The organism is Streptomyces sp. CB01580, assembly GCF_001905795.1.
In the GTDB taxonomy this organism is placed as follows: domain Bacteria; phylum Actinomycetota; class Actinomycetes; order Streptomycetales; family Streptomycetaceae; genus Streptomyces.
The window spans coordinates 35,445-61,992 of sequence record NZ_LIXJ01000019.1 but is presented as its reverse complement, the minus strand read 5'-3'; the positions used below and the strand labels follow the sequence as shown (position 1 = coordinate 61,992).

Genomic DNA, 26,548 nt, shown 5'->3' with positions numbered 1-26,548 from the left:
GGACCTGCCCCGGGGTTCACCGGCTTCGGCGGTGGCCACCCGGTCGATCGTGATGTCGATCGGGTGGTTACTGTTCAGTCACTTAGCTCGGCATGCTGCTCGGCAAGCTGACTGACCGATCCGGAGGCCCCCATGACCTCGCTCGACTCCGTGCTCGACAAGGACGGCGTACGACTCACCGTCGACGACGCGGTCGCCACGGTGACCCTCACCAATCCGGCCAAGCGCAACGCCCAGTCTCCCGCTCTGTGGCGGGCGTTGACGGAGGCCGGACGGGCGCTGCCCGGCACGGTGCGGGTCGTCGTGCTCCGCGGCGAGGGCAAGTCCTTCTCCGCGGGCCTCGACCGTCAGGCGTTCACCCCCGAGGGGTTCGAGGGCGAGCCGTCCTTCTTCGACATGGCGCGCGGCACGGACGCCGAGCTCGACGCGACCATCGCCGAGTACCAGGAGGCGTTCACCTGGTGGCGCCGCAACGACATCGTGTCCGTCGCGGCGGTCCAGGGGCACGCGATCGGTGCCGGATTCCAGCTCGCCCTCGCCTGCGATCTGCGGATCGTCGCGCAGGACGTGCAGTTCGCCATGCGCGAGACCAGTCTGGGCCTGGTCCCCGATCTCACGGGCACCCACCCCCTGGTGCATCTGGTGGGGTATGCCCGCGCGCTGGAGATCTGCGCCACGGGCCGCTTCGTGCACGCCGAGGAGGCCGAGCGCACCGGCCTGGCCAATCTGGTGGTGCCCGTCGGCGAGCTGGACGCCGCGGCCCGTGACCTGGCCGCCGCGCTGCTGGCCGCCCCGCGCGACGCGGTGGTGGAGACCAAGACGCTGCTGGGTGGTGCCGTCTCCCGCGGCTACGAGGAGCAGCGCGCCGCCGAACGTGCCGCGCAGGGCCGCCGCCTGCGCGACCTGGCGGGCATCACCGACTGACCGTCGGCGTACGCGTTCCGGGCGGGCCGGGTCCTGCGGCTCGTCCGGATGCGTTGACGGCCGCGGCGCGTGAGCCGTCCGCGAGCGGTTCACGGACCATCGCGAGTCGGAGCGTCACGTGCCGGGCCGTCACGGGTCGGTGGGCGTGGCCGTCACCACCGCCGTGACCAGTACGGTCACCGAGGGCCGGTTGGGCACGGCGTCCGCCACCGCGCCCCGCACCGCACGCGCCACGTCGAGCGCCCTGTGCCCCCGCTCCGTCGCGAACTCGATCCGTACCCGCCCGGGTGTCGTGTGGACGGCCTCGCCCAGTACCCCGGTCAGCGTCGCCACACCGGGCACGCCCGCGGCGACGGCCGCCACCTCCCCCTCCGCCTGCGCCGGACACACCTCGTCCGCCCCGACCGCCGCGGTCACGCGTGGCGCGGGCGGCGCGTCCAGCAGTTCCGTCACCCGCAGGTCCACCCCGGACACGACCAGGCCCAGGTGCCGGTCGGCCGCCGAGAGCAGCGCCGTGCGCAGTGCCTCCGCCGCGGCGGGCAGCGGCGGGCCGGAGAACGCCGCCATGGTCGCCTCCATCCGCAGCGGGCCCGGCGGTAACGCACTCGGCGGCGGCTGCACCCGCCCCTTCGACACCGGGCGCGGATCGGCCGAACGGACCCTCAGCTTCCGGAGCACCGGCATGGGCATGGACCCGGTCCCCGGCCCGCTCGCCGCCTCCCGCAGCACCGCGACCGCCGCCCGCTCCGCGATCCAGGCGCCGTCCTCCGGGTCACCCAGCGGAAGCAGCCGCCCCAGGCGGGTCCGCCGCCGGATCGTCGCCGCCCATGTGTCGTCCCCGTGCGGCCCATCGGTCGTCGTCATCGGCCCAGACTGCCGTATCCGCGGCGCGAGACGGAGCAAGCGCACCTAATGTGGGCAAAGAGGTCCAATCTGCCCCCGAAAGGAAGAGTGGCGATGACCGACACCACACAACGGGTCCGTCACGGGAACCCCGACGAGGAACCGGGCACGCTCATCAAGCGCGGCGGGGGAGACCCCGCCACCCGTGGGCGCACGACCATCGCGGACGGCGTCGTCGAGAAGATCGCGGGCATGGCGGCGCGGGACGTGGCCGGTGTCCATGCGACGGGCAGCGGGCTCTCGCGCACGATCGGGGCGGTGCGCGACCGGGTACCGGGCGGCGGCAGGTCCGTCACCCGTGGAGTGAAGGCGGAGGTGGGCGAGTCGCAGACCGCGCTCGACCTGGAGATCGTCGTCGACTACGGGGTGGCGATCGCCGATGTCGCCCGCGACGTGCGGGAGAACGTCATCGCCGCGGTCGAGCGGATGACCGGCCTGGAGGTCGTCGAGGTCAACATCGCCGTGAGCGACGTGAAGCTGCCCGACGAACCCGACGACGAGCAGCCCGAGCCACGCCTCCAATAGACCTCCGGGCGGAGAGTCCGCGCAGAGGCCCGGGCGGTCACCGAGACAGTTGAGGAGCGCACGATGAGCATGGCGATGGTCGGCATGGTGGCCGGCATGGTACTCGCATTCGCCGGATACTTCGGCGGATTCGGGGCGTTCTTGCTGGTGGCGGCCCTGGGAGCGGTCGGGTTCGTCATCGGCCGGCTCCTGGAGGGCGACCTGGCGCCCGGTGACTTCCTCCGGGGTCGCGAGCGCGGAGACCGACGGCGGTGACGGCGTTGACGGTGCCGTCGGGGGCGGGCGGCCGGGTCGCCGCAGGTGAGCGCGGAGAGACCAGGATCGCCGACCGGGTGGTCGCGAAGATCGCCGCGCAGGCGGCGAGAGAAGCGATCGACGAGCCACCGGAGCAGGGCGCCCCGCCGCGTGCCACGGTCACGGTGCGCCGGGGCGTCGCCCGGGTCCGGATCGGCCTGGAACTCGCGTACCCCACGGACATCGGCCGCCAGTGCGGCGGCGTGCGCAGACACGTCACCGAGCGGGTGAGCGCGTTGGCCGGGATGGAGGTGCCGGAGGTGGCCGTGCGGGTCGAGCGCCTGCACCCGACGGCGGTGGGCGGGAGGGTCCGATGAGCGGGCCCCCCGACCCTCGGTACGGCACCGGGCACCCGCCCGAGGACCGTACCGGCGACCAGGGCGATGTTCCCGCCCCTGACCCGTCAGGCGCGTCCGCCTCGTCGGCCACGCACGACCCGGTGCGCGCGCGGCACCGGCGCGGTGCCCGGGCCGGCCGCTTCTGGTCGGTGCGCCGCGTCCCCGCGGCGCTGCTCGCCCTGGTGGTCCTCGGCGGTACGGGTCTGCTGCTCTACGACGTGGCGGCGGTACGGGCAGGCCGGCCCGCGATGCGATGGCGCCGGGTGCTGGCCCGCGAACTAGCGGACCGGCCGCTGCACGACCTGTGGGTGCTGACCGGTGCGGCGTTCGCGGTGGCGATCGGTCTGTGGCTGCTCGTGCTCGCGCTGTCCCCGGGGCTGCGAGGCTTGTTGCCGATGCGCCGGGACCGCCACGGTGTACGGGCCGGCATCGACCGTTCGGCGGCGGCCCTGGTCCTGCGCGACCGGGCCCTCGAGGTGTCCGGGGTGCGGTCGGCCCGGGTCCGGGTGGGCCGCGGGCGGGTCCGGCTGCGCGCGGTGTCGCACTTCCGGGGCCTCGACGACGTACGGGCCGACCTGGACACCGTCATCGGCACCGGCATCGGGGAACTGGGACTGGCCGGGGCGCCGCGCGTGAGCCTGTCCGTCCGCCGTCCCACGAGGAAGGGGTGAGCCCGTTGCTCAGGACCGTCAACCGGGTACTGCTCGGCCTGGCCGGACTCCTGCTGATCTGCGGCGGGGGCGCGGTGCTCGCCGCCGGGCTCGGCCTGTCCGTGCCGTCCTGGTGGCCCTGGCACGGCGGGGACGACGTGCTGCTCGGCGCCGCCGACCGGGTCCGTCGGCGCGACGAGGGCTGGTGGTGGCCCGCGGTGATCGCGGCCCTCGCCGCCGCGGTCGTCCTCGCCCTGTGGTGGCTGCTGGCCCAGGCGCGCCGCGCCCGTCTCGCCGAGGTGCTGGTGGACAGCGGCGACGGCGAGGGGGCGCTGCTGCGGGGCCGGGCCCTGGAGACGGCGCTCGCCGACGAGGCGGCGGCCCTCGGCGGCGTGGCCCGCGCCCGGGTGGCGCTGACCGGCCGCCGCGACGCGCCGCGTGCGACGGTGCGGCTGCTGCTGGAGCCGCACGCGACACCGCACGAGGCACTCGGCCGGCTCACCGACGAGGCGCTGGCGCACGCACGGGACTCCGCGGGGCTGGCCGCGCTGCCCGCCGAGGTCCGGCTCGGGGCGGTCGGACACCGCCCGGAGCGGGTGAGCTGACGGTGGCGGCGGTGGTGGCTGCCGTCGGCTCCGGGCCCGGACGGACCGGTCCGGTAACCGTGCCGGGGGCCGCCGTCCGGGCGGACCGGGGCAGGAATCGCGCCGGGTCAGAAGCCGTGCCGGAAGCCGCCGTCGACCGGCAGCATGACCCCCGTCAGATAGGACGCCGCGGGAGAGAGCAGGAACGCCGCGGTCCGGCCGAACTCCTCCGGAGCCCCGTACCGGCGCAGCGGGATGAGCGCCGCGCCGGCGGCGCGGGCGGCCTCCGCGTCACCCGACAGGGCGTCGAGTTCACGGACCCGGTCGGTGTCGATCCGGCCCGGCAGCACGCCCACCACCCGGATCCCCCGGGGCCCGAGCTCGTCGGCCAGGGACTTGGCGAAACCGGCCAGGCCGGGGCGCAGCCCGTTGGAGATCGTCAGCCCGGCGATCGGCTCGTGCACGGAGCCGGAGAGCACGAAGCCGATGACACCGCCCTCGCCGAGGGAGGCCGCCGCGGCCCTGGCGAGACGGACCGCCCCCAGGAACACCGACTCGAAGGCCGACCGCCACTGCTCGTCGGTGTTGTCGGCGACGAAGCCGGGCGCCGGGCCGCCCACGCTGATGAGGATGCCGTCCAGCCGCCCGAACCGTTCGTGCGCGCCGTCGACCAGGCGCTGCGCCGAGGACGGGTCGGCGTTGTCGGCGACGACTCCGACGGCGTCCGGCCCCAGCTCCGCGGTCGCCGCCTCGACACGCCTCTCGTCCCGGCCGGTGATGATCACCCGGGCGCCGTCCTCGGCCAGGGCACGCGCCGTGGCGTTGCCCAGCCCCCGGCTCGCGCCGGTGACGATGTACACACGGTCCTTCAATCCAAGATCCATGCGCCCTATCCTGCCTGGTCGGGCCCCAGGGTGTCGGTCTCCGTCGTATCCTCGCCGGCCAGGGTCATGGCGGTGCTCACCAGCCCGATGTGGCTGAACGCCTGCGGGAAGTTGCCGACCTGCCGATGCGTGACGGTGTCGTACTCCTCGGCGAGCAGCCCCACGTCGTTGCGCAGCCTCAGCAGGCGTTCGAAGAGGTTCCTGGCCTCCTCGGCCCGCCCGGTCATCGTCAGGGCGTCGGCCAGCCAGAACGAGCACGCCAGGAACGTCCCCTCACGGCCGGGCAGCCCGTCGATCGAGGACCCGTCCGTGCTGTAGCGGCGGACCAGGCAGTCGCTGCCCAGCTCCCGCCGGACCGCGTCGACCGTGCCGATCACCCGGGGGTCGTCCGGGGGCAGGAAGCCGGTCCGGGGGATCAGCAGGGTCGCGGCGTCCAGGTTCCGGGAGCCGTAGGACTGGGTGAAGGTGTTGCGCACCGGGTCGAAGCCCTTCTCGCACACCTCCCGGTGCACGGCGTCCCGCATCGCCCGCCACCGGTTCGCGTCCCCGGCCAGTGCCGGGTTCTTCTCCAGGGTGTGCACGGCACGGTCGGCGGCGACCCAGGCCATGACCTTGGAGTGCACGAAGTGGCGGCGCTGCCCGCGGATCTCCCACAGCCCCTCGTCCGGCTCGCGCCAGGTGGACTCCAGGAAGCCGAGCAGGCTCAGCTGGAGGCTCCAGGCGTGCGGCTGGTCGTCCAGACCGGCCTCGCGGGCGAGCCGCAGCGAGTCGATGACCTCGCCGTACACGTCGAGCTGGCGCTGGCGGACGGCGGCGTTGCCGATCCGTACCGGAGCGGAGTTCTCGTACCCGCGCAGCCACGGCAGCTCCGCCTCGGGCAACCGGCGCTCGCCCGACAGGCCGTACATGATCTGGAGGTCGGCGGGGTCACCGGCGACGGCCCGAAGCAGCCAGTCCCGCCAGGCCGCGGCCTCCTCCAGATATCCGGCCGAGATGAGGGCGCCGAGGGTCAGCGTGGAATCGCGCAGCCAGCAGAAGCGGTAGTCCCAGTTCCGTACGCCGCCGATCTCCTCGGGCAGCGAGGTGGTGGGTGCCGCCACGATGCCGCCCGTCGGACCGTAGGTGAGTGCCTTCAGCGTGATCAGCGAGCGGATCACCGCCTCCCGGTACGGGCCCCGGTACCGGCAGGTGGCCGACCACTCGGTCCAGTCGGCGAGGGTGTTCTCCAGCGCCTCGAACGGGTCGACGAGGTCGGGGCGCGGGGAGTGCGAGGGGTGCCAGGTCAGCACGAACGCGACCCGTTCACCCGCGGCGACGGTGAACGACGAACAGGTGGAGAACTGCTGGCCCCAGGTCTTGACCGGCGGCTCGCTGCGCAGCCAGGCCGAGTCGGGTCCGGCGACCGCCACCCGGTGCCCCTGCGAGCGGCGCATCCACGGCACGACCGAGCCGAAGTCGAAGCGCAGCCGGATCACGGAACTCATCTCGACCCTGCCGCTGATGCCTTCGATGATCCGCATGACCTCGGGCTCCTGGTCGCGCTGCGGCATGAAGTCGATGACCTTGACCGTGCCGGTACGGGTCTCCCAGAACGTCTCCAGGACGAGGGACTCACCCGCGTAGCCGCGTCGGGTACAGACGTCGCCGCCCTGCGGCGCGATCCGCCAGTGGCCGTTCTCCTCGTCGCCGAGCAGGGCCGCGAAACAGGCGCCCGAGTCGAAGCGGGGCAGGCAGAGCCAGTCGACGGAACCGTTCCTGCCGACCAGGGCGGCCGTCTGCAGATCGCCGATCAGGGCGTAGTCCTCGATGCGTGGGGTCACGTTCTGGCGTGTTCCCGAACATAGGCCCTGTTAAGCAGTCGCACCCCACGAGCGACGCTCCGCCGCCCACCGGCGACGCCCGGGTCCGGGCCGGACCCGGGCGTCAGGCCGTGGCGGGTTCCGTCCGCTCCGGTTCGGACGCCGACCGCTCCTCGGCGGCCTGGGCCGCCGCGGCCGTGGCCCGGTCGAGCTTCTCCCGGCGGGCGAGGATCACGAAACCGACCGGGACGGCGGCGGCGAACAGCCACCACTGCACGGCGTACGCCATGTGCGGGCCGATCGAGCTGTCGTCGGGGGCCGCGATCAGTTCCGGGGAGCCGCCGGACGGCTCGGGCGAGATCTGCTCGATGTAGCCGCCGAGCACCGGCCGGGACAGCCGCTCGGCCTCCTGGGAGCTGTTGATCAGCATCACCTGGCGGTCGGGCAGGTCCGAGATGTCCTTGATGCCGCTGGTGCTCGTCGTCTCGTCGGCCTTGAGCCGTCCGGTGACGGTCACCTCGCCCCGCGGCGGGGGCGGGACCTCGGGGAAGGCGCGCTGGCTGGCGGCGGCGGGCACCCAGCCGCGGTTGACCAGGACCGTCCCGCCGCCCTTGAGGTCGAACGGGGTCAGCACATGGACGCCGACCCGGTCCTCGGTGGAGGTCCTGCGGCGCACGACCACCTGGTGCGCGGTGTCGTACGTGCCGGTGGCCGTCACCGTGCGCCAGTAGTCGGAACGCGGGACCGTGTGCCCCGGCGAGGTGAGCGAGGCGACCGGAACGGGGGCCGCCTTGAGGTTGCGCGAGATCAGGGAGTTCTGCGCGACCCTGTGCTCGTGCCGGTGCAGCTGCCAGAAGCCCAGCTCGACCATCGTGGGAATCAGGACGAGGACGAGGAGGGCGAGGAGCAGCCACTGCCGGGTCAACAGGAAGCGGTACACCCCACGACCGTACAACTGCGTCATGGGGCGCAACGCGCAGGGGTGGGGAAGAGGGCAGGGCCGAAGGGGCGGGAGACGAGGGACCGGGGACGAGGGCAGGGCCGAAGGGACGAGGGCCGAGGGGCCGGGAACGAGGGGACGGACCGGTGAAGGGGAGCGGACGGCGGGCCGTGGTCAGACCTTGTCGATGATGCCCACCCTCCCCTCGGCGCGGGAGCAGTGACCGCCGCAGTACCAGTGGCCGCCGACCTCGACGCCCTGGCCGATGATCTGGACCCGGCAGTGTTCACAGATGGGTGCCATGCGGTGAATGGCGCAGGCGAAGCAGTCGAAGACGTGCACCGCGCCCTGCGCGTGCACCTCGAAGGACATGCCGTAGTCGTTTCCGCAAACCTCACAACGTGCCATGCGCCACAGGGTCGGACGCGGGGGCGGCGGTGGGCGAGCGGCGGACGGGCGAGTCGCCCCCGGTTCACTCCGATGACGGCGCGTGCGGCCGCGTCGCCGCGGGGGCCACGTCGCGCAGCAGATGGGTGAACGCGCTCTCGTCCAGGATCGGCGTGCCGAACGACTTGGCCTTCACCGTCTTCGACGTCGCCGCGTCCGGGTCGTTGGTCACCAGCAGACTCGTCAGGCGGGACACGCTGGTCGCCACGTGCAGTCCGGCCTCGACGGCGCGGTCCTCCAGCAGCTCGCGGTCTATGGAGGTGTCCCCGGAGAACGCCACCCGCATGCCCTGCATGAGCGGCTTGTCCTTCTCGTACCTGCCGGGGTTCGGATACGGGCACGCCGGGCGCTTGCGCGAGGGGCGCCAGCTGTTCTGCCCGTACGAGGGCTGGTAGCCGATCCGGGGCGTGACCGGGGAGTCCGACCACTCGGTCAACGGGCGGCACTCCAGCAACGGCAGCCGCACCCCGCCGTGCGCCGCCGCGTGCAGACTCGGCCGGAACGCCTCGGCCAGCACCCGGGCGTCGTCCAACGCGTGGTGGGCGCGCCGCTGCACGACTCCGAAGTGCGCGGCCAGCGACTCCAGTTTGTGGTTGGGCAGCGGCAGCCGCAGTTCCTTGGCGAGCGCGATGGTGCACAGCCGCTGCTCGACGGGGGCGGTGACCGAGGCACGGGCGTACTCCCGGGCCAGCATCGACCAGTCGAAGGCCGCGTTGTGCGCGACGAGCACACGGCCCGCGAGCCGTTCGGACAGCTGGGCGGCGATCTCCGGGAAGAGCGGGGCGCCTTCGAGGACATCGCTGGTCAGTCCGTGGATCCAGACGGGGCCGGGATCACGCTGCGGGTTGACGAGGGTGTACCAGTGGTCCTCGACGTCGCCCTGCTCGTCCAGACGGTAGACGGCGGCGGAGACTATCCGGTCGTCGCGGGCGAGGCCGGTGGTCTCCACGTCGACGACCGCGTACCCCCGGGGGTACGCGGTCGGCCACGGTGCTGCGGTCTGGCGGTCGTCGAGCATGGTCACAGAGAATACGGGCCGCGACTGACAGTCTCCTATTCCGGCCGTGCCCCGCCGCCCCTGTTCCGGCCGTCTCCGGCCCCGGCGGACGTGCCCTCTCCCGCGCCCGTGAGCAGGCTCTTTCCCGGAGTCCGCACATCGGTTCCGGCGGGTACGACGCGGCCCCGCCCGTTCCCGGACGTCCGAAGACCGCCCGGGTTCCGCGACGGCGGGCCGGGTCGGTGCGCGACCGGCGGCCGGGCGGGGTGAGACCATCCCCCGATGACGGATATCCGGACGCATGACGAACCGCACGGCAACGGGCTCGGCGCCCGGCTGAACTGGCTGCGCGCCGCGGTCCTCGGCGCCAACGACGGCATCGTCTCCACCGCGGGACTCGTCGTCGGCGTGGCCGGCGCCACCGGCGACAGGGGCACCCTGCTCACGGCGGGTCTGGCCGGGCTGCTGGCCGGTTCCATGTCGATGGCGGCGGGCGAGTACGTGTCGGTCTCCACCCAGCGCGACTCGGAACGGGCCGCGCTGGCCACCGAGAAGTACGAGCTCGCAGAGGCTCCCGAGGCGGAACTGGTCGAGCTCACCGGCCTGTTGGAGGACAAGGGGCTGAGCCACGAGGTCGCCCGCGAGGCCGCCCTCCAGCTCACCGCCCGCGACGCGCTGCGCGCCCACGCGGAGGTGGAACTCGGCATCAACCCGGACGAGCTGACGAACCCGTGGCACGCGGCGGGCGCGAGCTTCCTGGCGTTCACGGTGGGCGCGCTGCTGCCCCTGCTGGCGATCGTGCTGCCGCCCGCGTCGCTGCGCCTGCTCGTGACCGTGCTCTCGGTGCTCGCGGCCCTGGCGCTGACGGGCTGGTGGAGCGCCCGCCTGGGCGACGCGGCCCCGTGGCCGGCGGTGGCGAGGAACATGGGCGGGGGAGCGCTGGCGATGGCGGTCACCTATGCGGCGGGAGAGCTGCTGGGGGCGGTGGGGGTGTAGGGGCGCCATGGGCGCCCGGCGTACCGGGCAATGCGCCCATGGCCGGGCTGCGCCCGGTGTTCCTCCGGTACGCCTGATTCCTCCGGTCCGCCTGAGAGCTGCCCGATGCGTGCGTTCCGGACTCAGGCACGCCGGACGATGCGCTCCGGCGGGAAGAGTTCGGTGCCGACGGCCCGGGTGTGGTGCGAGAGAGTGATGGTCAGCTCGTTTTGATCGCTCAGCGGGGACAGGTCGACGGGGCCGGACAGTGACGTCAGGTCGAGGGAGGTGAGGCGGGGCAGCTCGCGCAGGGGGCCCAGGCCGTCGGGTACCTCGCACCCGGACAGGCTCAGCGTGCGCAGTCCGGTGAGCGGTGACAGCAGTCGGAGGTCGAGCGGTGACAGCCGATTCAGCATGAGCGATTCCAGGCCGGCGAGTGGCGGCGCACCGGTGAGCTGGAGCAGATGCGTGTTGTCCCAGAGGGACAGTGTGCGCAGGGCGGTCCAGCGCTCCAGTCCCTCCAGGCGCATGGGCCGGTTCTGGATGCGAAGCGTCAGGTTGGTGATCCGTCGGCCGACGGGAAGTTCGCCGATGCACTCGATGAGGGGGGCGTGCCCCAGGGTGAGTCTGCGCAGATCGGGCATGTCGCGCAGGGGGCCGGGGTCCAGGTCCGGATGCAGTTCGACCAGGGAGAGCCATTCCAGACCGGGGCGGGCCAGCGGACCGAGTTCCCTGATCCGCGGGCACATGCTGAGGCCCACCTCGCGCAGCCGGGGCATGGCCGCGATGTGACTCAGCTCGTCGAGGGCCTGGTTGCGGAAGACGAACAGCCGTTCCACATCCGTCCGGGAGGTGACGTCCGGGAAGCATGCGTGATCTCCCTGGACATGCACGCCTCGCACGGTGGGGATGTGACGCAGCGCGGCCAGCTGGGCCTCGGTCCGTACGTAGACACGCGGTCCGGAGTCCCAGGACCGGTCAGCCAGGATCTCGCGCGCGTAGGTCTCCGCGTCGAAGGAACTCCACGCATCGGAGAGGGCGTCAGCCACCAGGAACCGGTCGTCCGACCGGAAGCGGCCGATGACCTCGTAGGCCGCGTCACCCTTGATCTCCGCCGCCGTCCGCACGATCTCGGCCGCCTCGCGCTCGTTCACCTCGTCCGGGCCCGGCAGCAGTCCCAGCACCAGTTCACCGACCTTCGCGAGCGCATCGGTGTCCTCCGGAGTGGCCGGCGGCAGCAGTTTCGCGGTCCGGCGCTCCACCTCCTGCCGGACGTCCGGTTCCAGCTCCGGGGCGTGCTCCAGGCTCGCCGCCGCGAGCAGCACCAGCCGGTGGCCGAGGTCGGGGTCCCGGTCCGCACGGCGCAGCAACCCGCGCAGGAGCTCGCTCCGTTCGTCCACCCGGGCGTGCCCCACGGCCATCTGCACCACGTCGTCCCAGCCGTCGTCGTGCGCGTTGCGCACCAGCACCCCGAAGTCCCGGGCCTCCACAGCCGCCTTCGCGCCCAGGTGGTCCAGGAACGTCCGGTGCACGAAGTCCACGGCGCCCGGGGCCGGTTCGCGCAGCAGACCGCTGCGGATCAGCAGGTGCGAGAACACCTGCTCCGCCGTGCCCCGCACCTGCGGCATGGCCCGCAGCCAGTCCCCGAGCAGTGCCACCGCCTGCGCGCGGTCCGCCTCCAGCCGGCCGTTGCGGATCAGCCAGTACGCCAGCCGCTGCAACAGCGCCGTCTGCTCCTCGCGGGTCAGGTCGACGCCCTCCACACCCACGATCTCGCGCTCGGTGTCCCGGCGGACCAGCAGCATGTCCAGCGCGGCGTCGTACAACTCCTTGCGGGCGCGCGGGAGCTGCATCCGCCGGTCCCGGTTGAGGGCGCACAGCAGCGCGCACATCAGCGGGTTCGTCGCCAGCCGGCCCAGGTCCCGGCGCGTCCCGACCGCCCGGCGCAGCGCCTCCTCGTACGTGTCGAGCCTCGTCCGCTCGTCCCCGGACGGGCACTCCGTCCGTGCCGCGTCGTGCCAGTGCCCGATGAAGGAGCGGATGTCCTCCCGTTCCATCGGCTGCAGGGAGTGCGCGACGAAGCCCTGTCGGTCCAGCCAGCCGTCCGGGACGGCGGAGGGCCGGGTCGTCACCACGTAGCGGGCCTGCGGATAGGCCGCGATCAGGTCCTTGAGCCAGCGCTCGGTCCGGTTGCGCAGTCGCATCGGGACCTCGTCCACCCCGTCCACCAGGACCAGCGCCCGGCCCTCGGCCAGCAGCCGGTCCGCCCAGCCCGGGGGCGCCGCGCCGTGCAGCGGGACGCCGGTCGCGCGCAGGAAGTCGTCGGGCACGGGCAGGGACTCGTACGAGGTGAAGGCGCGCAGCCGCAGGACGAAGGGCACGCAGCGGTTCCAGTCCGCGAGCCCGTCGGCGAAGGTGCGGCGCGCGGCGTTCACCGCCAGCCACTGCACCAGCGTGCTCTTCCCGGAACCCGCGGGCCCGCGCAGCAGCAGCCGGCTGGTGTCCGCGAGCGCCTGTTCGACCCTGACCGTCACCCGGTCCGGGGCGGGCAGTTCCCACCACTGCGGGCCGGAGGAGTCGTGGGAACTCACCGTCAGGCCGATGTAGGCCGTCTCCAGCGGCCATTCGCCCGCCGAGCGCCCCAGCGTCAGCCCGAACAGTCCCATCCGGCTGTGCGTGACGGCCACGAAGTCCGCGTACCGCTGCTCGAAGTCCAGGGCCGCCGCCTCCGGGCGCGGACCCGTCCGGGAACGGACGTCCTCCATCAGCTCCCTCGTCCGCGCGGCCGAACGGACCTGCTCCACCGCCGCCCGCGCCGCGAACGACGGCTCGGCGGTCAACTGCTCCACGACGTGCTCGCAGCACCGGCCCAGCAGTTCCTCGTACAGGTCGCTCGCGCGCTCCCCGAGGCCCGCGGCGGGCACCGGCAGTTCGGCGCGCAGCCGTGCCGGATCCAGGTCCAGTGCGAACAGCCGGTCCGCCGTCAGCCCGCCCGCCGCCGCGAACGCGTCCCGTACCGCGTCCACGGCGGCCAGCCGCTCGTGCTCGGGGAGATCCGCGTACGACTCCGTCAGACGCTTCCCGAGCACCTTCGCCAGGCGGTCCGGCTTCGCCGGGCGGGGGAGTGGGCGCACCGGATCGGGGACCAGCCCCGCGCCGGTCCTCGGCCGCACCAACGACCTGGCGACCGCGCCGGCCACCGTCGTGGCCAGCCGGAGCACCGCAACGTCCAAACCCTGCATGGCAGTTCCTCCCCCGAGGTGGTTCCGTTCACAGGGATCGTACGACGCCCGCGCCGACGGGAGTGACGGAGGATTTGGTGGAAGCCACCAAAGACTGTTGACATCGTGTCTCGCATACTTGTTGGTAACAACGTCTGGTCCTCGGCGACGTGCGGCTCTACGGTGCTGGCATGCCGTCGAACCTGCCCGATGTCGTGCTCTGGTCCATACCGGCCTTCATCCTGCTCACCGTGCTGGAGCTGGCCCTCCACCGCCTCCATCCCGACGAGGACGCCGCGGGGTACGAGGCGAAGGACGCGGTCACCAGCGTCACCATGGGGGTGGGCAGCCTGGGCTTCGACCTGCTGTGGAAAGTGCCCATCGTCGCGATCTACACCGCGGTCTACGAACTGACGCCGCTGCGGGTCCCCGTGCTGTGGTGGACCGTCCTGCTGATGCTGCTCGCCCAGGACTTCCTCTACTACTGGTCCCACCGGGGCCACCACGTCATCCGGATCCTGTGGGCCTGCCACGTCGTCCACCACTCCAGCCGGAAGTTCAACCTCACCACCGCGCTGCGCCAGCCCTGGACGTCGTGGAGCGTCTGGCCGTTCTACGTGCCGCTGGTGGCCTGCGGGGTCCACCCGGCCGCGCTCGCCTTCTGCTCGTCGGTGAACCTCGTCTACCAGTTCTGGGTGCACACGGAACGCGTCGGCAGGCTTCCCGGGCCGTTCGAGTACGTACTGAACACGCCCTCGCACCACCGGGTGCACCACGCCTCGCAGGGCGACTACCTGGACCGCAACTTCGGCGGCATCCTCATCATCTGGGACCGGCTCTTCGGAACCTTCACCCCCGAGACGCAGCGGCCCGTGTTCGGCCTCACCAAGAACATCGACACCCACAACCCGCTGCGGGTCGCCACCCACGAGTACGCCGCCATCGCCCGCGACGTGCGGGCGGCGCACAGCTGGGGCGAGCGCGCCGGGCGGATCTTCCGCGGGCCGGGCTGGCAGCCGGCGACCGCGACGGCCTCCCGGGGTCCCCGGGCCGGCACCGCCGAGGCGGCTTCGGCGGCCACCGAGCCCCGCGGCGGCGAGGCGCCGACGAGCTCCATGACCCTTCGCACCGAGGAGCGTGCCGGATGAGCGCCGACATCGGAACGGACCGCCGGGAACGTCTCGCCCGCGCGCTGCTCACCGCCTTCCTGGTGGCCGCGGCCGTCGACCTCGTCGCCGTGCTCGCCGGCATCCCGGTCGCCGGCCTCGTCGCCAAGCCGCTGCTGATGCCGCTGCTGGCCGGGTACGCCGCGGTCCGGCGCGGCCCCCGGCTGCTCGTCGCGGCGCTGCTGTTCGGCTGGGGCGGCGACGTGCTGCTGATGGCCGACTCCGACACCGCCTTCCTCCTCGGGATGGGCTCCTTCGCCGTCGGACACGTCTGCTACCTGTGGCTGTTCGGACGCGCCCGGAGTTCGCCGTCCGCCGCGGTCGCGTACGCCGTCGTGCTGACCGTCGCCCTCGTGCTGCTCTGGCCGGGGCTCCCCGCCGACCTGCGGATCCCGATGGTCGGCTACAGCCTGCTGCTCACGGCCGTGGCCTACCGCGCCGGTGTCCTCGGCCGGTACGCGGCCGTCGGCGGGGCGCTCTTCCTGCTCTCCGACGCGCTCATCGCCGTCGGGGTCGCCGACGCGCCGCGCCTGCCCGCCCACGGCTTCTGGATCATGCTCACGTACATCGCCGCGCAGTTCCTGCTCGCGGGCGGGGCGCTCTCGCCCGGGACGCGGCCGTGGGCACGCGCCTCGGCCGTCCCCCTCGCGCCGGGGACCCCGCGGCCGTGACCCCGCCACCGGGGACGCCGGGCGGTGGGTGAACGACACGTGGACGCGTACGGCCCGTTCAGCCCGCGCCGAGCCAGACCGGCGCGTCCGAGCCCAGCGGGCCGGGCGGGCGCGACCAGTCGGCGGGCGAACCGTCGAAGCCGACCGGCGGCAGGACGTGACGCAGGCGGCCGAGCGGACCGTCCGTCTCCGTCAGCCACTTCTCCGGGTCGTACGGATCCGCCGCTCCGTCGCGGGTCCCGGGCCGGGGGGCCGCGGGCAGTTCGTCGAGCAGCCACGCGGCGGTACGGGCGAGCGAGAGGGTGACCAGCCGGGAGCCGCCCTCCTCGTGCTGTCCGGTCAACGCGCGCAGTACGGCGGCGGCCAGCAGGTAGCCCGTGCCGTGGTCCAGTGCCTGGGCGGGCAGCGCGCCCGGTGGGTGCTCCGCCCCGTCCGGGGCCTCGACCGAGGCGATGCCGGTCGCCACCTGCACCAGGCTGTCGAAGCCGCGCCGCCCGGCCCACGGACCGTGCCCCCACGCCGAGAGCCTGCCGATCACCACCCCCGGCCTGCGGGCGGCCAGCGACTCGGGAGTCAGCCCGAACCGCTCGACCGAACCGGGCCGGTAGCCGATGACCACCACGTCCGCGCCGGCCAGCAGCTCGTCGAAGACGTCCGCGCCGCGGCGGTCGGCGAGGTCCAGGTCCACGGACCGCTTCCCGAAACCGGTGTCGCTGTGCGCGTCCGGGCTCTCCGGCAGCTTCGGGGCGTCGATGCGCAGCACGTCCGCGCCGAGCAGTGCGAGCGTACGGGTGGCGACGGGGCCCGCGATCACCCTGGTCAGGTCCAGCACGCGCAGCCCGGCCAGGGGCAGCAGGGGGCTCTCACCGGTGAGCGGCGCGGTGCGGCGCACCGGCGCGTCGTCGAGGCGGACCCGGTCCACCAGCGGCGTGTCCCGGACCGCGGCGCCCCGGGGACCGGCGGCCCACTCGCCGGGCGTACGGGCGGCGACGGCCAGGCCGCCCGCCGCGTACACGGTCTCCTCGATCTCGTCGCCCCGGCGTCCGGCGAACGAGGCGGCGACGGCGTCCGCGGCGGCCGGATCCGGGATGTCCTCGGGCAGGCCCAGCGTGCCGAGCAACCGGGCCCGGTGGTGCGGGTAGTTGGCGTGCGTACGGACCCAGCCGTCCGCCGTGCGCCAGAACCGGGACAACGGGGCGAAGGAGGTCGGCGCGCGCCCGTCGATCCGCAGATGGCGTTCGCTGGTGAACGCCGTGGCGACCGCGCCGTCGTCGACCCGGACCCGGGGCACGGGGCGCGCGGCGCGGAGCGCGGCCAGTTCGGCGGCGGCCAGCGAACAGACCGCGACCGAGGAACGGGCCAGCTCCATGACCGGCAGCCGGGCGGGCAGCAGCCCCGCCGGGCCGCCCGTCACGAGGTGCGGGAGGAGCGCGGGGTCCCCGCCCAGCGCCGCCCATGCCTGCCGCGTCCCGGACACGTGTGCGTCACTCATCTCCGCACTATGGCACCGAGTGCCACCGGCCGGGAAGGGAGGGCGGCGGCCGGTGCCGGCCGCCGCCCCGGGATCCTCGCTGTCGCTACCAGCGGACCGCGTTCAGCGCGTTGACGATTCCGGCCCCGTAGAAGCCGTTGTCCTTCTTGCCGCCCTCGCACACGGCGTCGATCTCGCCGTCGCCGTCGATGTCGTACGGCGCGCCGCACGCGGTGGCGTCGGCCTCGACCGCCAGGAGCGCCTTCACCGCGGCCGCCGAGGCGTACGGGTGCTTGGACTTGATCAGCGCCGCGACGCCCGCGACGTGCGGGGACGCCATCGACGTACCGGCCTTGTAGCCGTACTTGCCGCCCGGCAGCGTGGACAGGATCAGACCGCTCGTGGCGGGCGCCTCGGGCTTCTGGTAGATCGTCGAGTCACCGCCCGGGGCGGCGACGTCGATCATGCCCTTGCCGTAGTTCGAGTACGAGGACTTCAGCCCCTTGGCACCGGTCGCCGAGACCGTCACGACACCGGGCAGCATCGCCGGGATGTCGAGGCACTGGCGCGGGTCGATCGTCCGGCCGACCGCCGTGGTGTCGTTCGGGCTGGTCGTGTCCTCGATCGTGCGGGCGGCCAGGTCGAAGGCACTGTTGCCGGCCGAGGCCACGTTGACCGTGCCCCTGCGCTCCGCGTAGCGGCTGGCGCGGGCGACGGCCTCGACCAGCGCGCCCTGGTCGAGGTCGTCCTTGCAGTTGAACATCCAGGGGTCGGTATAATAGCTGTTGTTGGTGACGTCGATCCCGTTCTCGGCGGCCCAGACGAAGCCGCAGACGATCGACTCGGTGTAGAAGAAGCCGTCCGGGTTCGCCACCTTGATGCCGGCGACCTTCACGCCCGGCGCGACGCCCGTGATCCCGACGCCGTTCTTCGCGGCGGCGACGGTGCCCGCCACGTGCGTGCCGTGGTCGCTCTCCCCGGTCTTCGGACGCCAGGCGCCGTCCGACGTGTCCGGCGCCCCGGACACGCAGCTGGCCGAGGCCCCGCGGTCGAAGTTCGGTGCCAGGTCGGGGTGGGTGTCGTCCACGCCCGTGTCGATGACACCGACCGTGACCTTGCTGCTGCCCAGCGATATGCGGTGCGCCTGGTCCGCCTTGATGGCGGGCAGGTCCCACTGCAGCGGCTCCATCGGGTCCTGCCCGGCGGTCGCCTCCGCCGCCGCGGCCTCGGCCTGCGCGGCGGTGAGCGGCTGCTCGGCCCCGGTGTCCGTGGTGGCCTGCGGAACGATGGGGTTGGTGCGGGTGGCTCCCGCCGAGTCGACGCCCTTGGCACGGCGGATCGTCTTGGCGAAGTCCGGGTTCTGCGAGTGGACGACGATCACGCCGATCTGCTCGTAGGCGGTCACCACCGTGCCACCGGCCGCGGCTATCGCCTTCTTCACCTGCTTGACGGTGCCGTGGTTGGCCCGGGTGTTGACCACGTACGAGAGCTTCGGGCCGTCCGTCGACACCGCCGCCGAGGGCTGCGCGTCCGCCGGAGCGGCGGAGGCGGCCCCCGCCGGCAGGAAGCCGAGCGAAGCCGTGAGTGCCAGTCCGACGGAGATCGTCAGGGTGCGCGTCCGTCTGGAACCCAGCTGAGCCATGGGGTCTCCACATCATCAGTGCCGGGCGACCGGACACCGGCCGTACCCGGTCGCGTACATGACCAGTGAAGTTATCGCTGATCATCCCCATTCATCAATGAGTAAGGCCGACCGATTTGACCGGACGGCCGCGCACGGACGCGTCCGAGGAGTGTGAACCGGCGGTGAACCACCGTCACACGCCGTCCGTGTCGTAGGCAGGGGCAGCCGCCGTCACCCCGGGAGAGCGCACCACACGTCCCCGGCCGGCCGCGGTTCCCCGGCGAAAACCCACCGTTCCCGTTCACCGCACCCGCGTCGCGAGGAGATTCCGTGACTACCGATGCAGCACCACCGCCCGAGAGCGTTACGGACACCCGCCCCGCCGAACCGACGACCGAGGTGTTCGTCGCGACCCAGGAGAGCGCGGAGTTCGGTGAACTGCGCCGCACCCACCGCTCGTTCGCCTTCCCGCTGACCGTCGCCTTCGTCCTCTGGTACCTCCTGTACGTCCTGCTGTCCAACTACGCGGGCGACTTCATGGGCACCCAGGTGTACGGCAACATCAACGTGGCCTTCGTGTTCGGCCTCGCCCAGTTCGTCAGCACCTTCCTCATCGCCTGGCTCTACTCGCGCCACGCCGCCGCGAAGCTCGACCCGAAGGCCGAGGCCATCAAGTCCCGTCTGGAGGCCGACGCATGAGCGCCGCACACCCCTCGCCCGCCGTTCTCGACCTGGCCGTCGCCTCCTCGACCGCCGAGCACCGGCCGCTGATCATCACGCTGTTCGCGGTGTTCGTCGCCGCGACCCTCGGCATCACCGTCTGGGCCGGCCGGCAGACCAGGAGCGCCTCCGACTTCTACGCGGGAGGCAGGCAGTTCACCGCCTTCCAGAACGGGCTCGCGGTCTCCGGCGACTACATGTCGGCGGCCTCGTTCCTCGGCATCGCCGGAGCCATCGCCCTCTTCGGCTACGACGGCTTCCTCTACTCCATCGGCTTCCTCGTCGCCTGGCTGGTGGCGCTGCTGCTGGTCGCCGAGCCGCTGCGCAACTCCGGCCGCTACACGATGGGCGACGTCCTCGCCTACCGGATGCGGCAGCGCCCGGTCCGCACCGCGGCCGGTGTCTCCACCATCGTCGTCTCGATCTTCTATCTGCTGGCCCAGATGGCGGGCGCGGGCGTCCTGGTCGCCCTGCTGCTCGGCATCACCAGCGACGCGGGCAAGATCCTCATCGTCGCGCTGGTCGGTGTGCTGATGATCGTGTACGTCACCATCGGCGGCATGAAGGGCACCACCTGGGTCCAGATGGTCAAGGCCGTGCTGCTCATCGCCGGTGCCCTGCTGATGACGTTCCTGGTGCTGCTGAAGTTCGACTTCAACGTCTCGGACCTGCTGGGCACGGCCGCGGCGAAGAGCGGCCACGGAGCCGCGTTCCTGGAACCCGGTCTCAAGTACGGCGCCACCGGCACCTCGAAGCTCGACTTCCTCTCCCTCGGCATCGCGCTGGTCCTCGGCACCGCCGGTCTGCCGCACATCCTGATCCGCTTCTACACGGTGCCGACCGCCAAGGCCGCCCGTAAGTCGGTCAACTGGGCCATCGGCATCATCGGCGCCTTCTACCTGATGACGATCGCGCTCGGCTTCGGTGCCGCGGCGCTGATCGGCCCGGCCGAGATCAAGGCGAAGAACCCGGCCGGCAACGCCGCCGCCCCACAACTCGCCGAATACCTCGGAGGCGTGGGCTCCACCGGCGGCGCCGTGCTGCTGGCGGTGATCTCGGCCGTCGCCTTCGCCACCATCCTCGCCGTGGTCGCGGGCCTCACCCTCGCCTCCTCTTCCTCCTTCGCGCACGACATCTACGCCAACGTCATCCGCAAGGGGAAGGCCACCGAGAAGGAGGAGATGCGGGCCGCCCGCTGGGCCACCGTCCTCATCGGCGCGGTCGCGATCGTCCTGGGCGTCTTCGCCCGCGACCTGAACGTCGCCGGGCTGGTCGCGCTCGCCTTCGCCGTCGCCGCCTCGGCGAACCTGCCGACCATCCTCTACAGCCTCTTCTGGAAGCGGTTCACCACCCGGGGCGCGCTCTGGTCGATCTACGGCGGCCTGGCCACCTCGGTGATCCTGGTGCTGTTCTCACCGGTCGTCTCCGGCAACGAGAAGACGTCCATGTTCAAGGGGGTCGACTTCGCCTGGTTCCCGCTGGAGAACCCGGGGCTGATCTCCATCCCGCTGGGCTTCCTGCTCGGCTGGATCGGCTCCCTCCTCTCCAAGGAGGAACCCGACAAGGGCAAGTACGCCGAACTGGAGGTGAAGTCCCTCACCGGCGTCGGAGCCCACTGAGCCGGGCGGACACCAACCCCGTCGCCGTCGCACCGTCGTGGCCGGGCCGCAGGATCTGCGCCCCGGCCACGACGCTCCCGGAATCCTACGAGTGCCGTGCGCACCCCTCCGATGTCACAGGTCTCGCGTAGGCTCGGAAGAGCCGGCCGCAAGGGCCGGGCCGGACATCCCGCCGACGGGCTCCGCCCGACGCCCGGCCGGAGCGGTGCCCGGGACGCCCGGCCGGTACCGCGAGCCGCGACAGCCCGGAAGCGGAAACCGGAGAACGACGGGGAGGGGGGCCACATGCTCATCGACACCTACGGCCGGGTCGCCACCGACCTGCGCGTGTCGCTGACCGACCGGTGCAATCTGCGCTGCACCTACTGCATGCCCGAAGAGGGCCTGCAGTGGCTGGCCAAGCCCGACCTGCTCAGCGACGACGAGATCGTCCGGCTCGTCCGCATCGCCGTCACCCGCCTCGGCGTCACGGAAGTCCGCTTCACCGGCGGCGAGCCGCTGCTGCGCCCCGGGCTCGTCTCCGTCGTCGAACGCTGCGCGGCCCTCGCCCCACGCCCCGGGCTCTCGCTCACCACCAACGGCATCGGGCTGGGACGCACCGCGGGCGCGCTCAAGGAGGCCGGGCTGGACCGGGTCAACGTCTCGCTGGACACCCTGCGCCCCGAGGTCTTCAAGGCACTCACCCGCCGCGACCGCCACCACGACGTACTGGCCGGCCTCGAAGCCGCCCGTGACGCGGGACTCACGCCGGTCAAGGTCAACACCGTCCTGATGCCGGGGCTCAACGACGACGAGGCGCCCGAGCTGCTCGCCTGGGCCGTCGAGCACGGATACGAGCTCCGTTTCATCGAGCAGATGCCGCTCGACGCCCAGCACGGATGGAAGCGCGAAGGCATGATCACGGCCGGTGACATACTCCGGTCGCTGCGCACCCGCTTCACCCTCACCGAGGAGGACGGGAACGCGCGCGGATCCGCGCCCGCCGAACGCTGGATCGTCGACGGCGGACCCCACCGCGTCGGTGTCATCGCCTCCGTCACCCGGCCCTTCTGCCGGGCCTGCGACCGGACCAGGCTCACCGCCGACGGGCAGGTGCGCAGCTGCCTCTTCGCCCGTGAGGAGACCGATCTGCGAGGCGCGCTGCGCTCGGACGCGCCGGACGAGGAGATCGCCCGGATCTGGACGAGGGCCATGTGGGGGAAGAAGGCCGGATCCGGGCTGGACGACCCGTCCTTTCTGCAACCGGACCGGCCGATGTCGGCGATCGGCGGCTGACGGCGGCCCTCAGCGGCCGGCGGCCCCGGACTCCCAATCGGCCAGCGTCACGACGTCCTTGAGGAAACCGCGGACGCCCAGGAACGAGGAGAGGTGCTCGCGGTGCTCCTCGCAGGCCAGCCACGTCTTGCGGCGTTCCGGGGTGTGCAGCTTCGGGTTGTTCCAGGCCAGCACCCACACGGCGGCGGCCCGGCAGCCCTTGGCGGAACAGATGGGTGCGGCGTTCTCGGCCGCGGTATCGGGGGAGTTCACATGATCAACCCTAGTGGGCCCGCGGCAGGTGGTCCGGGGCCCGACGCCCGACCGGCACCCGCCCGTCGCGCGTCCCCCGCGCATCCCGCCCGTCGCGCATCCCGCCACGACGAACAAAAACGACGCCGAGCAGCCACGGGGGGAGCTGCCCGGCGTCGGTCCGTCGCTCCGACGGGGGATGCGGAGCGCGTACGAAGTATGTCACGCAGACCGGGGTGCGGTGCACCGTAACTCCAGGATTGATCTGACGTTTTCGCGAATCCCGGGTTCGGCGCGGAGTTCCCGGGGACCCGAACCGGCCTCCAGGGCGTCACTACGGTTTCTCGTGGTTCACACGGGGTCTCCGCCACGCTTTTCGTCGTCGGCAGGGCCCGACGGTGTCGTACCGGACACGGACGGGGCGTCGAGCGCCGGGCGTACCGGAGCGGGGATGAACGTCGGAGGGAGCGCGGGAGTGGTTTCCCGGCCCGCGTTGGCGATGACCACCGCCACGTACGGGAGCAGAGCTCCGAGGACCAGGGCCACGATCGCCACGTACCGTTCGACGTTCCACAGCGCCGCGGCCAGGATCACCGAGACCGTCCGCACGGACATCGAGATCACATAGCGCCGCTGCCTGCCGCGCACATCGTCCTCGAGCCCCTGCCTGGCTCCCGTGATCCGGAAGACCTCGACGGCGTTCTGCTTCCGCATCACGTCTCCACCACCCTTCCCCCAGTGCCCGGCGCCCCGGGGGAGACCTCGTTCCCGAGCCGGACATGTCCCGGTCCGGACGCATCCACGGTACGCCCGGCGTCCGGAGGCTTCGAGGCCGGGGCGCGTCCCGCCCGCGCGATCGCGCATACGGACGCGTCCGGCATGCGACGCGGGGCAGTCACGCCGAGACTGGGCCGCAGATGCGACATCGCGTCGCACGAGGAGGCGACATGGGCTGGCTGTGGGCAATCATCGTGGGACTCGTGCTCGGCCTGATCGCGAGGGCGATCCTGCCCGGCAAACAGAACATCCCCCTCTGGCTGACGGCGCTCCTGGGTCTCATCGGCAGCATCCTGGGCAATGCCGTCGCCAGCGGGATCGGAGTCCACGACACCAAGGGCATCGACTGGATCCGCCACCTGCTCCAGCTGATCGGCGCGGTGATCGTCGTCGGTATCGGCAGCGGTCTGTGGGCCAGGATCCGCGGCTCCGAGGACAGAGGCGCGGGCCGCGCCCGAGCGAGCCGTGACCACCAGGTCTGATCCCGGACCACGACGCGCCGCGGCCGGGCACGCGTCAACACGTACCCGGCCGCGGGCCGGCATTCGGGAACCCCGGTGGTCCGAGGCCCCGGACGGCGGGATCAGCCGGTGACCTCGACGGCGGCGAGGTTCTTCTTGCCCCGGCGCAGCACCAGCCACCGCCCGTGCAGCAGCAGCCCACGGTCCGGTGCGCTCTCGCCGTCCGTGACCTTGACGTTGTTCACGTACGCTCCGCCCTCCTTCACCGTGCGGCGGGCACCGGACTTGCTCGGCGCCAGGCCGACCTCCACCAGGAGGTCCACCAGCGGGCCGAGCTCGGCGACCCGCGCGTGCGGGACCTCGGACAGGGCGGCGCCCAGCGTCGCCTCGTCCAGCTCGCCCAGGTCGCCCTGGCCGAAGAGGGCCTTCGACGCGGCGACGACCGCGGCGCACTGGTCGGCGCCGTGCACCAGCGTCGTCAGCTCCTCGGCCAGCGCGCGCTGCGCCGTCCGGGCCTGCGGACGCTCCTCGGTGACCTTCTCCAGTTCCTCCAGCTCCGCAGGGGTGCGGAAGCTGAGGACGCGCATGTACCGGGAGACGTCCCGGTCGTCCACGTTCAGCCAGAACTGGTAGAACGCGTACGGCGTCGTCAGCGTCGGGTCGAGCCAGACGGCCCCGCCCTCGGTCTTGCCGAACTTGGTCCCGTCCGCCTTCGTCATCAGCGGGGTCGCCAGCGCGTGCACCTCGGCGCCCGGCTCCAGCCGGTGGATCAGGTCGAGACCCGCGGTGAGGTTGCCCCACTGGTCGCTGCCGCCCTGCTGGAGGGTGCACCCGTAGCGCCGGTACAGCTCCAGGAAGTCCATGCTCTGGAGGAGCTGGTAGCTGAACTCGGTGTAGCTGATGCCCTCGTCGGACTCCAGGCGCCGGGCGATGGCGTCCTTGGTCAGCATCTTGTTGACGCGGAAGTGCTTGCCGATGTCGCGCAGGAACTCGATCGCGGACATGCCCGCGGTCCAGTCCAGGTTGTTCACCATGACCGCCGCGTTCTCGCCCTCGAAGGACAGGAACGGCTCGATCTGCCTCCGCAGCCGCGACACCCACTCGGCGATCGTCGCCGGGTCGTTCAGCGTGCGCTCGGCGGTCGGCCTCGGGTCACCGATCTGACCCGTGGCGCCGCCCACCAGGGCGAGCGGCCGGAGCCCCGCCTGCTGGAGCCGGCGCATGGTGAGCACCTGCACCAGGTGGCCGACGTGCAGACTCGCCGCGGTGGGGTCGTAGCCGCAATAGAACGTGACGGGGCCGTCCGCGAGAGCCTTGCGCAGTGCGTCCTCATCGGTGGACTGGGCGAACAGCCCACGCCACTTCAGCTCGTCGACGATGTCCGTCACGGTACTTTCTCTCCTCGCATGTGCATCGGATGTGCGTCCGGACGCGTCGGGCGCGTCGGACGGCACCAGCCAGTCTAAGGGCCGTCCCGTAATCCCCGGCGGGCGCGCGACGACGGCTGAGGCACCTCACCGCGTTGCCGGAACGCCCGCATACGTCCTGTATGCGGGCGTTCCTCCGCCTTGCGACGCACCACATCCGACGCCGCGCGCCGATCCGCCACGGATGAGATGAGGGGGACAGCCCTCGGGCGGGTCAGACGCCAGGGCTCACGGAGCTCATGTTGAAGTCCGGGATCCGCAGCGCGGGCATGGCGGCCCGGGTGAACCAGTCGCTCCACTCGCGCGGCAGCGTCTTCTCCGTACGGCCCGCCTCCGCGGCCCGCGACAGCAGGTCCACCGGCGACTCGTTGAACCGGAAGTTGTTCACCTCGCCGACGACCTCCCCGTCCTCGACGAGATACACCCCGTCGCGGGTCAGCCCGGTCAGCAGCAGCGTCGCCGGATCCACCTCCCGGATGTACCACAGGCAGGTCAGCAGCAGGGCGCGGCCGGTGGTCGCGGCCACCATCTCCTCCAGGGACCGCTTCCCGCCGCCGTCGAGCAGCAGGTTGTCGATCGTCGGCGCGACCGGCAGCCCGGTCAGCCCCGCCGTGTGCCGGGTGGTCGTCAGATGCTCCAGTCGGCCGTCCCGGATCCAGTCCGTCGACGCCAGCGGCAGACCGTTGTCGAAGACGGAGGCACTGTCCCCGGACGCGTGGGCGATCACGAACGGCGCCGACTCCAGCCCCGGCGCGTGCGGGTCGCTGCGCAGCGACAGCGGCAGCTCGGTCAGTTTCTCGCCGAGCCGTGTCCCGCCGCCGGGCAGGGAGAACACCGTGCGGCCCTCCGCGGCGGCCCGTGCCGACGACGACCACAGTTGGTAGACCAGCAGGTCGGCCACGGCGGACGGCGGCAGCAGCGTCTCGTACCGTCCGGCGGGCAGGTCGACGCGGCGTTCGGCCCAGCGCAGCCGCCCGGCCAGTTCCGTGTCGAGTTCGAGCGGGTCGACGTCCCGGAAGTCGCGGGTGGAGCGGCCCGCCCAGGCCGACCGGGTGCGGTCGGGGGACTTGGCATTCAGCTCCAGCGTCCCGTTCGGCTGGTCGTGGCGCAGGCGCAGCCCCGTCGACGTGCCGAGGTACGTGGAGGTCATCTGGTGGTGGGCGAAGCCGTACAGCTCGCGACCGCCCGACCGGGCACGGGCGAACGCGTCGCCGAGCGCCGGGGCGAACGCCGCGAAGACGTCCGGCCCCGTCTCGGCCGGCGCGTCCGTGAAACCGGGGGACGGCGGCACCCCCTCGACCAGCGGCTGCGCGTCCTCCGCCGGACCGGCCCCGCGCGCGGCGGCCTCGGCCGCCCGCACCAGCGGCTCCAGGTCGTCGGCGGTGACGGCGGACCGCGACACCACACCGGACGCGGTGCCCTGCGTACCGTCGACGGTCGCGACGACCGTGAGGGTCCGCCCCCGCGTCACCCCGTTCGTCGTCAGCGCGTTCCCGGCCCAGCGCAGATTCGCGGACGACTCCTCGTCCGCGATGACGACACACCCGTCGGCCGTGGACAGGTCGAGTGCCCGCTCGACGATCTCGTGCGGCTTGGTCACGCGGCTCATCGCCCGGCCTCCTGCG

General features: G+C 72.6%; 26 protein-coding genes. 13 read left to right on the top strand and 13 right to left on the bottom strand.

Features of this window, described 5'->3' with window-relative positions; all coding sequences use genetic code 11:
* The first annotated feature begins 132 nt into the window (after positions 1–132).
* The gene (locus AMK22_RS24785; RefSeq protein WP_073788432.1) at positions 133–924 is read left to right on the top strand and encodes an enoyl-CoA hydratase/isomerase family protein; all 792 of its coding nucleotides are present in this window, start codon (positions 133–135) and stop codon (positions 922–924) included.
* Positions 925–1,053: 129 nt separating this feature from the next.
* Here AMK22_RS24785 and AMK22_RS24780 read toward each other — a convergent pair whose 3' ends face one another.
* Complete coding sequence (locus AMK22_RS24780) at positions 1,054–1,788, bottom strand: hypothetical protein (RefSeq protein WP_073788430.1); 735 nt, start codon at positions 1,786–1,788, stop codon at positions 1,054–1,056.
* Positions 1,789–1,881: 93 nt separating this feature from the next.
* Here AMK22_RS24780 and AMK22_RS24775 point away from each other — a divergent pair, with 93 nt between their 5' ends.
* From AMK22_RS24775 to amaP, 5 genes are all read left to right on the top strand, one after another.
* A complete protein-coding gene (locus tag AMK22_RS24775; RefSeq protein ID WP_073788428.1) occupies positions 1,882–2,352 on the top strand; it encodes an Asp23/Gls24 family envelope stress response protein in 471 nt (156 codons plus the stop codon).
* Positions 2,353–2,415: 63 nt separating this feature from the next.
* A complete protein-coding gene (locus AMK22_RS24770; protein ID WP_073788426.1) occupies positions 2,416–2,607 on the top strand; it encodes a hypothetical protein in 192 nt (63 codons plus the stop codon).
* 5 nt (positions 2,608–2,612) lie between these two features.
* Positions 2,613–2,963, top strand: a complete 351-nt coding sequence (locus tag AMK22_RS24765; RefSeq protein ID WP_073788562.1) for an Asp23/Gls24 family envelope stress response protein — start codon at positions 2,613–2,615, stop codon at positions 2,961–2,963.
* Positions 2,960–3,655, top strand: a complete 696-nt coding sequence (locus AMK22_RS24760; protein WP_073788424.1) for a DUF6286 domain-containing protein — start codon at positions 2,960–2,962, stop codon at positions 3,653–3,655. The genes AMK22_RS24765 and AMK22_RS24760 overlap by 4 nt, the downstream gene beginning before the upstream one ends.
* 5 nt (positions 3,656–3,660) lie before the next feature.
* Positions 3,661–4,239, top strand: a complete 579-nt coding sequence (gene amaP / locus AMK22_RS24755; protein ID WP_073788564.1) for an alkaline shock response membrane anchor protein AmaP — start codon at positions 3,661–3,663, stop codon at positions 4,237–4,239.
* Positions 4,240–4,346: 107 nt separating this feature from the next.
* Here the strand turns inward: amaP and AMK22_RS24750 are convergent, their stop codons facing one another.
* From AMK22_RS24750 to AMK22_RS24730, 5 genes are all read right to left on the bottom strand, one after another.
* On the bottom strand, positions 4,347–5,102 hold the full coding sequence (locus AMK22_RS24750; RefSeq protein WP_073788422.1) for an SDR family oxidoreductase: 756 nt from the start codon (positions 5,100–5,102) through the stop codon (positions 4,347–4,349).
* Positions 5,103–5,107: 5 nt separating this feature from the next.
* Positions 5,108–6,922, bottom strand: a complete 1,815-nt coding sequence (locus AMK22_RS24745; RefSeq protein ID WP_073788420.1) for a glycoside hydrolase family 15 protein — start codon at positions 6,920–6,922, stop codon at positions 5,108–5,110.
* A 103-nt stretch (positions 6,923–7,025) separates the two neighbouring features.
* Positions 7,026–7,841 (bottom strand): SURF1 family cytochrome oxidase biogenesis protein, encoded by an 816-nt coding sequence (locus tag AMK22_RS24740; protein ID WP_073788418.1) that lies wholly within the window; start codon positions 7,839–7,841, stop codon positions 7,026–7,028.
* A gap of 174 nt (positions 7,842–8,015) precedes the next feature.
* Positions 8,016–8,249: a hypothetical protein gene (locus AMK22_RS24735; RefSeq protein WP_073788416.1), complete on the bottom strand. Its 234-nt coding sequence runs from the start codon at positions 8,247–8,249 to the stop codon at positions 8,016–8,018.
* Between the two features lie 64 nt (positions 8,250–8,313).
* Entirely contained in the window at positions 8,314–9,312 is a 999-nt protein-coding gene (locus tag AMK22_RS24730; protein WP_073788415.1) for a DEDDh family exonuclease, read from the bottom strand.
* Between the two features lie 255 nt (positions 9,313–9,567).
* Here AMK22_RS24730 and AMK22_RS24725 point away from each other — a divergent pair, with 255 nt between their 5' ends.
* Positions 9,568–10,281, top strand: a complete 714-nt coding sequence (locus AMK22_RS24725; protein ID WP_073788413.1) for a VIT1/CCC1 transporter family protein — start codon at positions 9,568–9,570, stop codon at positions 10,279–10,281.
* 122 nt (positions 10,282–10,403) lie between these two features.
* Here AMK22_RS24725 and AMK22_RS24720 read toward each other — a convergent pair whose 3' ends face one another.
* Positions 10,404–13,502, bottom strand: a complete 3,099-nt coding sequence (locus AMK22_RS24720) for an NACHT domain-containing protein (RefSeq protein ID WP_073788411.1) — start codon at positions 13,500–13,502, stop codon at positions 10,404–10,406.
* A gap of 170 nt (positions 13,503–13,672) precedes the next feature.
* Here AMK22_RS24720 and AMK22_RS24715 point away from each other — a divergent pair, with 170 nt between their 5' ends.
* Complete coding sequence (locus AMK22_RS24715; protein ID WP_073788409.1) at positions 13,673–14,629, top strand: sterol desaturase family protein; 957 nt, start codon at positions 13,673–13,675, stop codon at positions 14,627–14,629.
* Positions 14,626–15,318 carry a lysoplasmalogenase gene (locus tag AMK22_RS24710; protein ID WP_073788407.1) on the top strand — a complete coding sequence of 231 codons (693 nt, stop codon included), beginning with the start codon at positions 14,626–14,628 and terminating at the stop codon, positions 15,316–15,318. Before AMK22_RS24715 ends, AMK22_RS24710 begins: the two co-directional genes overlap by 4 nt.
* Positions 15,319–15,376: 58 nt before the next feature.
* On the opposite strand, the gene AMK22_RS24705 is transcribed toward AMK22_RS24710, so the two are convergent.
* Both AMK22_RS24705 and AMK22_RS24700 read right to left on the bottom strand, forming a co-directional pair.
* Positions 15,377–16,810, bottom strand: coding sequence for a CoA transferase (locus tag AMK22_RS24705; RefSeq protein ID WP_073788405.1), 1,434 nt, complete (start codon positions 16,808–16,810; stop codon positions 15,377–15,379).
* A gap of 85 nt (positions 16,811–16,895) precedes the next feature.
* Positions 16,896–18,431: a S8 family peptidase gene (locus tag AMK22_RS24700; RefSeq protein ID WP_073788403.1), complete on the bottom strand. Its 1,536-nt coding sequence runs from the start codon at positions 18,429–18,431 to the stop codon at positions 16,896–16,898.
* 312 nt (positions 18,432–18,743) lie between these two features.
* Between AMK22_RS24700 and AMK22_RS24695 the strand changes: the two genes are divergently transcribed.
* From AMK22_RS24695 to moaA, 3 genes are all read left to right on the top strand, one after another.
* Positions 18,744–19,112 (top strand): DUF485 domain-containing protein, encoded by a 369-nt coding sequence (locus AMK22_RS24695; protein ID WP_073788401.1) that lies wholly within the window; start codon positions 18,744–18,746, stop codon positions 19,110–19,112.
* Positions 19,109–20,752 carry a solute symporter family protein gene (locus AMK22_RS24690; protein ID WP_073788399.1) on the top strand — a complete coding sequence of 548 codons (1,644 nt, stop codon included), beginning with the start codon at positions 19,109–19,111 and terminating at the stop codon, positions 20,750–20,752. Before AMK22_RS24695 ends, AMK22_RS24690 begins: the two co-directional genes overlap by 4 nt.
* Positions 20,753–21,037: 285 nt before the next feature.
* Positions 21,038–22,027: a GTP 3',8-cyclase MoaA gene (gene moaA / locus AMK22_RS24685; RefSeq protein WP_073788397.1), complete on the top strand. Its 990-nt coding sequence runs from the start codon at positions 21,038–21,040 to the stop codon at positions 22,025–22,027.
* Between the two features lie 9 nt (positions 22,028–22,036).
* On the opposite strand, the gene AMK22_RS24680 is transcribed toward moaA, so the two are convergent.
* Positions 22,037–22,279, bottom strand: coding sequence for a hypothetical protein (locus AMK22_RS24680; protein ID WP_073788395.1), 243 nt, complete (start codon positions 22,277–22,279; stop codon positions 22,037–22,039).
* Positions 22,280–22,609: 330 nt separating this feature from the next.
* The gene (locus AMK22_RS24675; protein WP_073788393.1) at positions 22,610–22,972 is read right to left on the bottom strand and encodes a DUF3099 domain-containing protein; all 363 of its coding nucleotides are present in this window, start codon (positions 22,970–22,972) and stop codon (positions 22,610–22,612) included.
* A gap of 233 nt (positions 22,973–23,205) precedes the next feature.
* On the opposite strand from AMK22_RS24675, the gene AMK22_RS24670 reads away from it, so the two are divergent.
* On the top strand, positions 23,206–23,517 hold the full coding sequence (locus AMK22_RS24670; protein WP_073788391.1) for a GlsB/YeaQ/YmgE family stress response membrane protein: 312 nt from the start codon (positions 23,206–23,208) through the stop codon (positions 23,515–23,517).
* Positions 23,518–23,618: 101 nt separating this feature from the next.
* Here the strand turns inward: AMK22_RS24670 and tyrS are convergent, their stop codons facing one another.
* Together tyrS and AMK22_RS24660 are read right to left on the bottom strand one after the other, a co-directional pair.
* On the bottom strand, positions 23,619–24,884 hold the full coding sequence (gene tyrS, locus AMK22_RS24665; protein ID WP_073788389.1) for a tyrosine--tRNA ligase: 1,266 nt from the start codon (positions 24,882–24,884) through the stop codon (positions 23,619–23,621).
* A gap of 253 nt (positions 24,885–25,137) precedes the next feature.
* A complete protein-coding gene (locus tag AMK22_RS24660; RefSeq protein WP_073788387.1) occupies positions 25,138–26,532 on the bottom strand; it encodes a metallopeptidase TldD-related protein in 1,395 nt (464 codons plus the stop codon).
* Positions 26,533–26,548 lie beyond the last annotated feature (16 nt).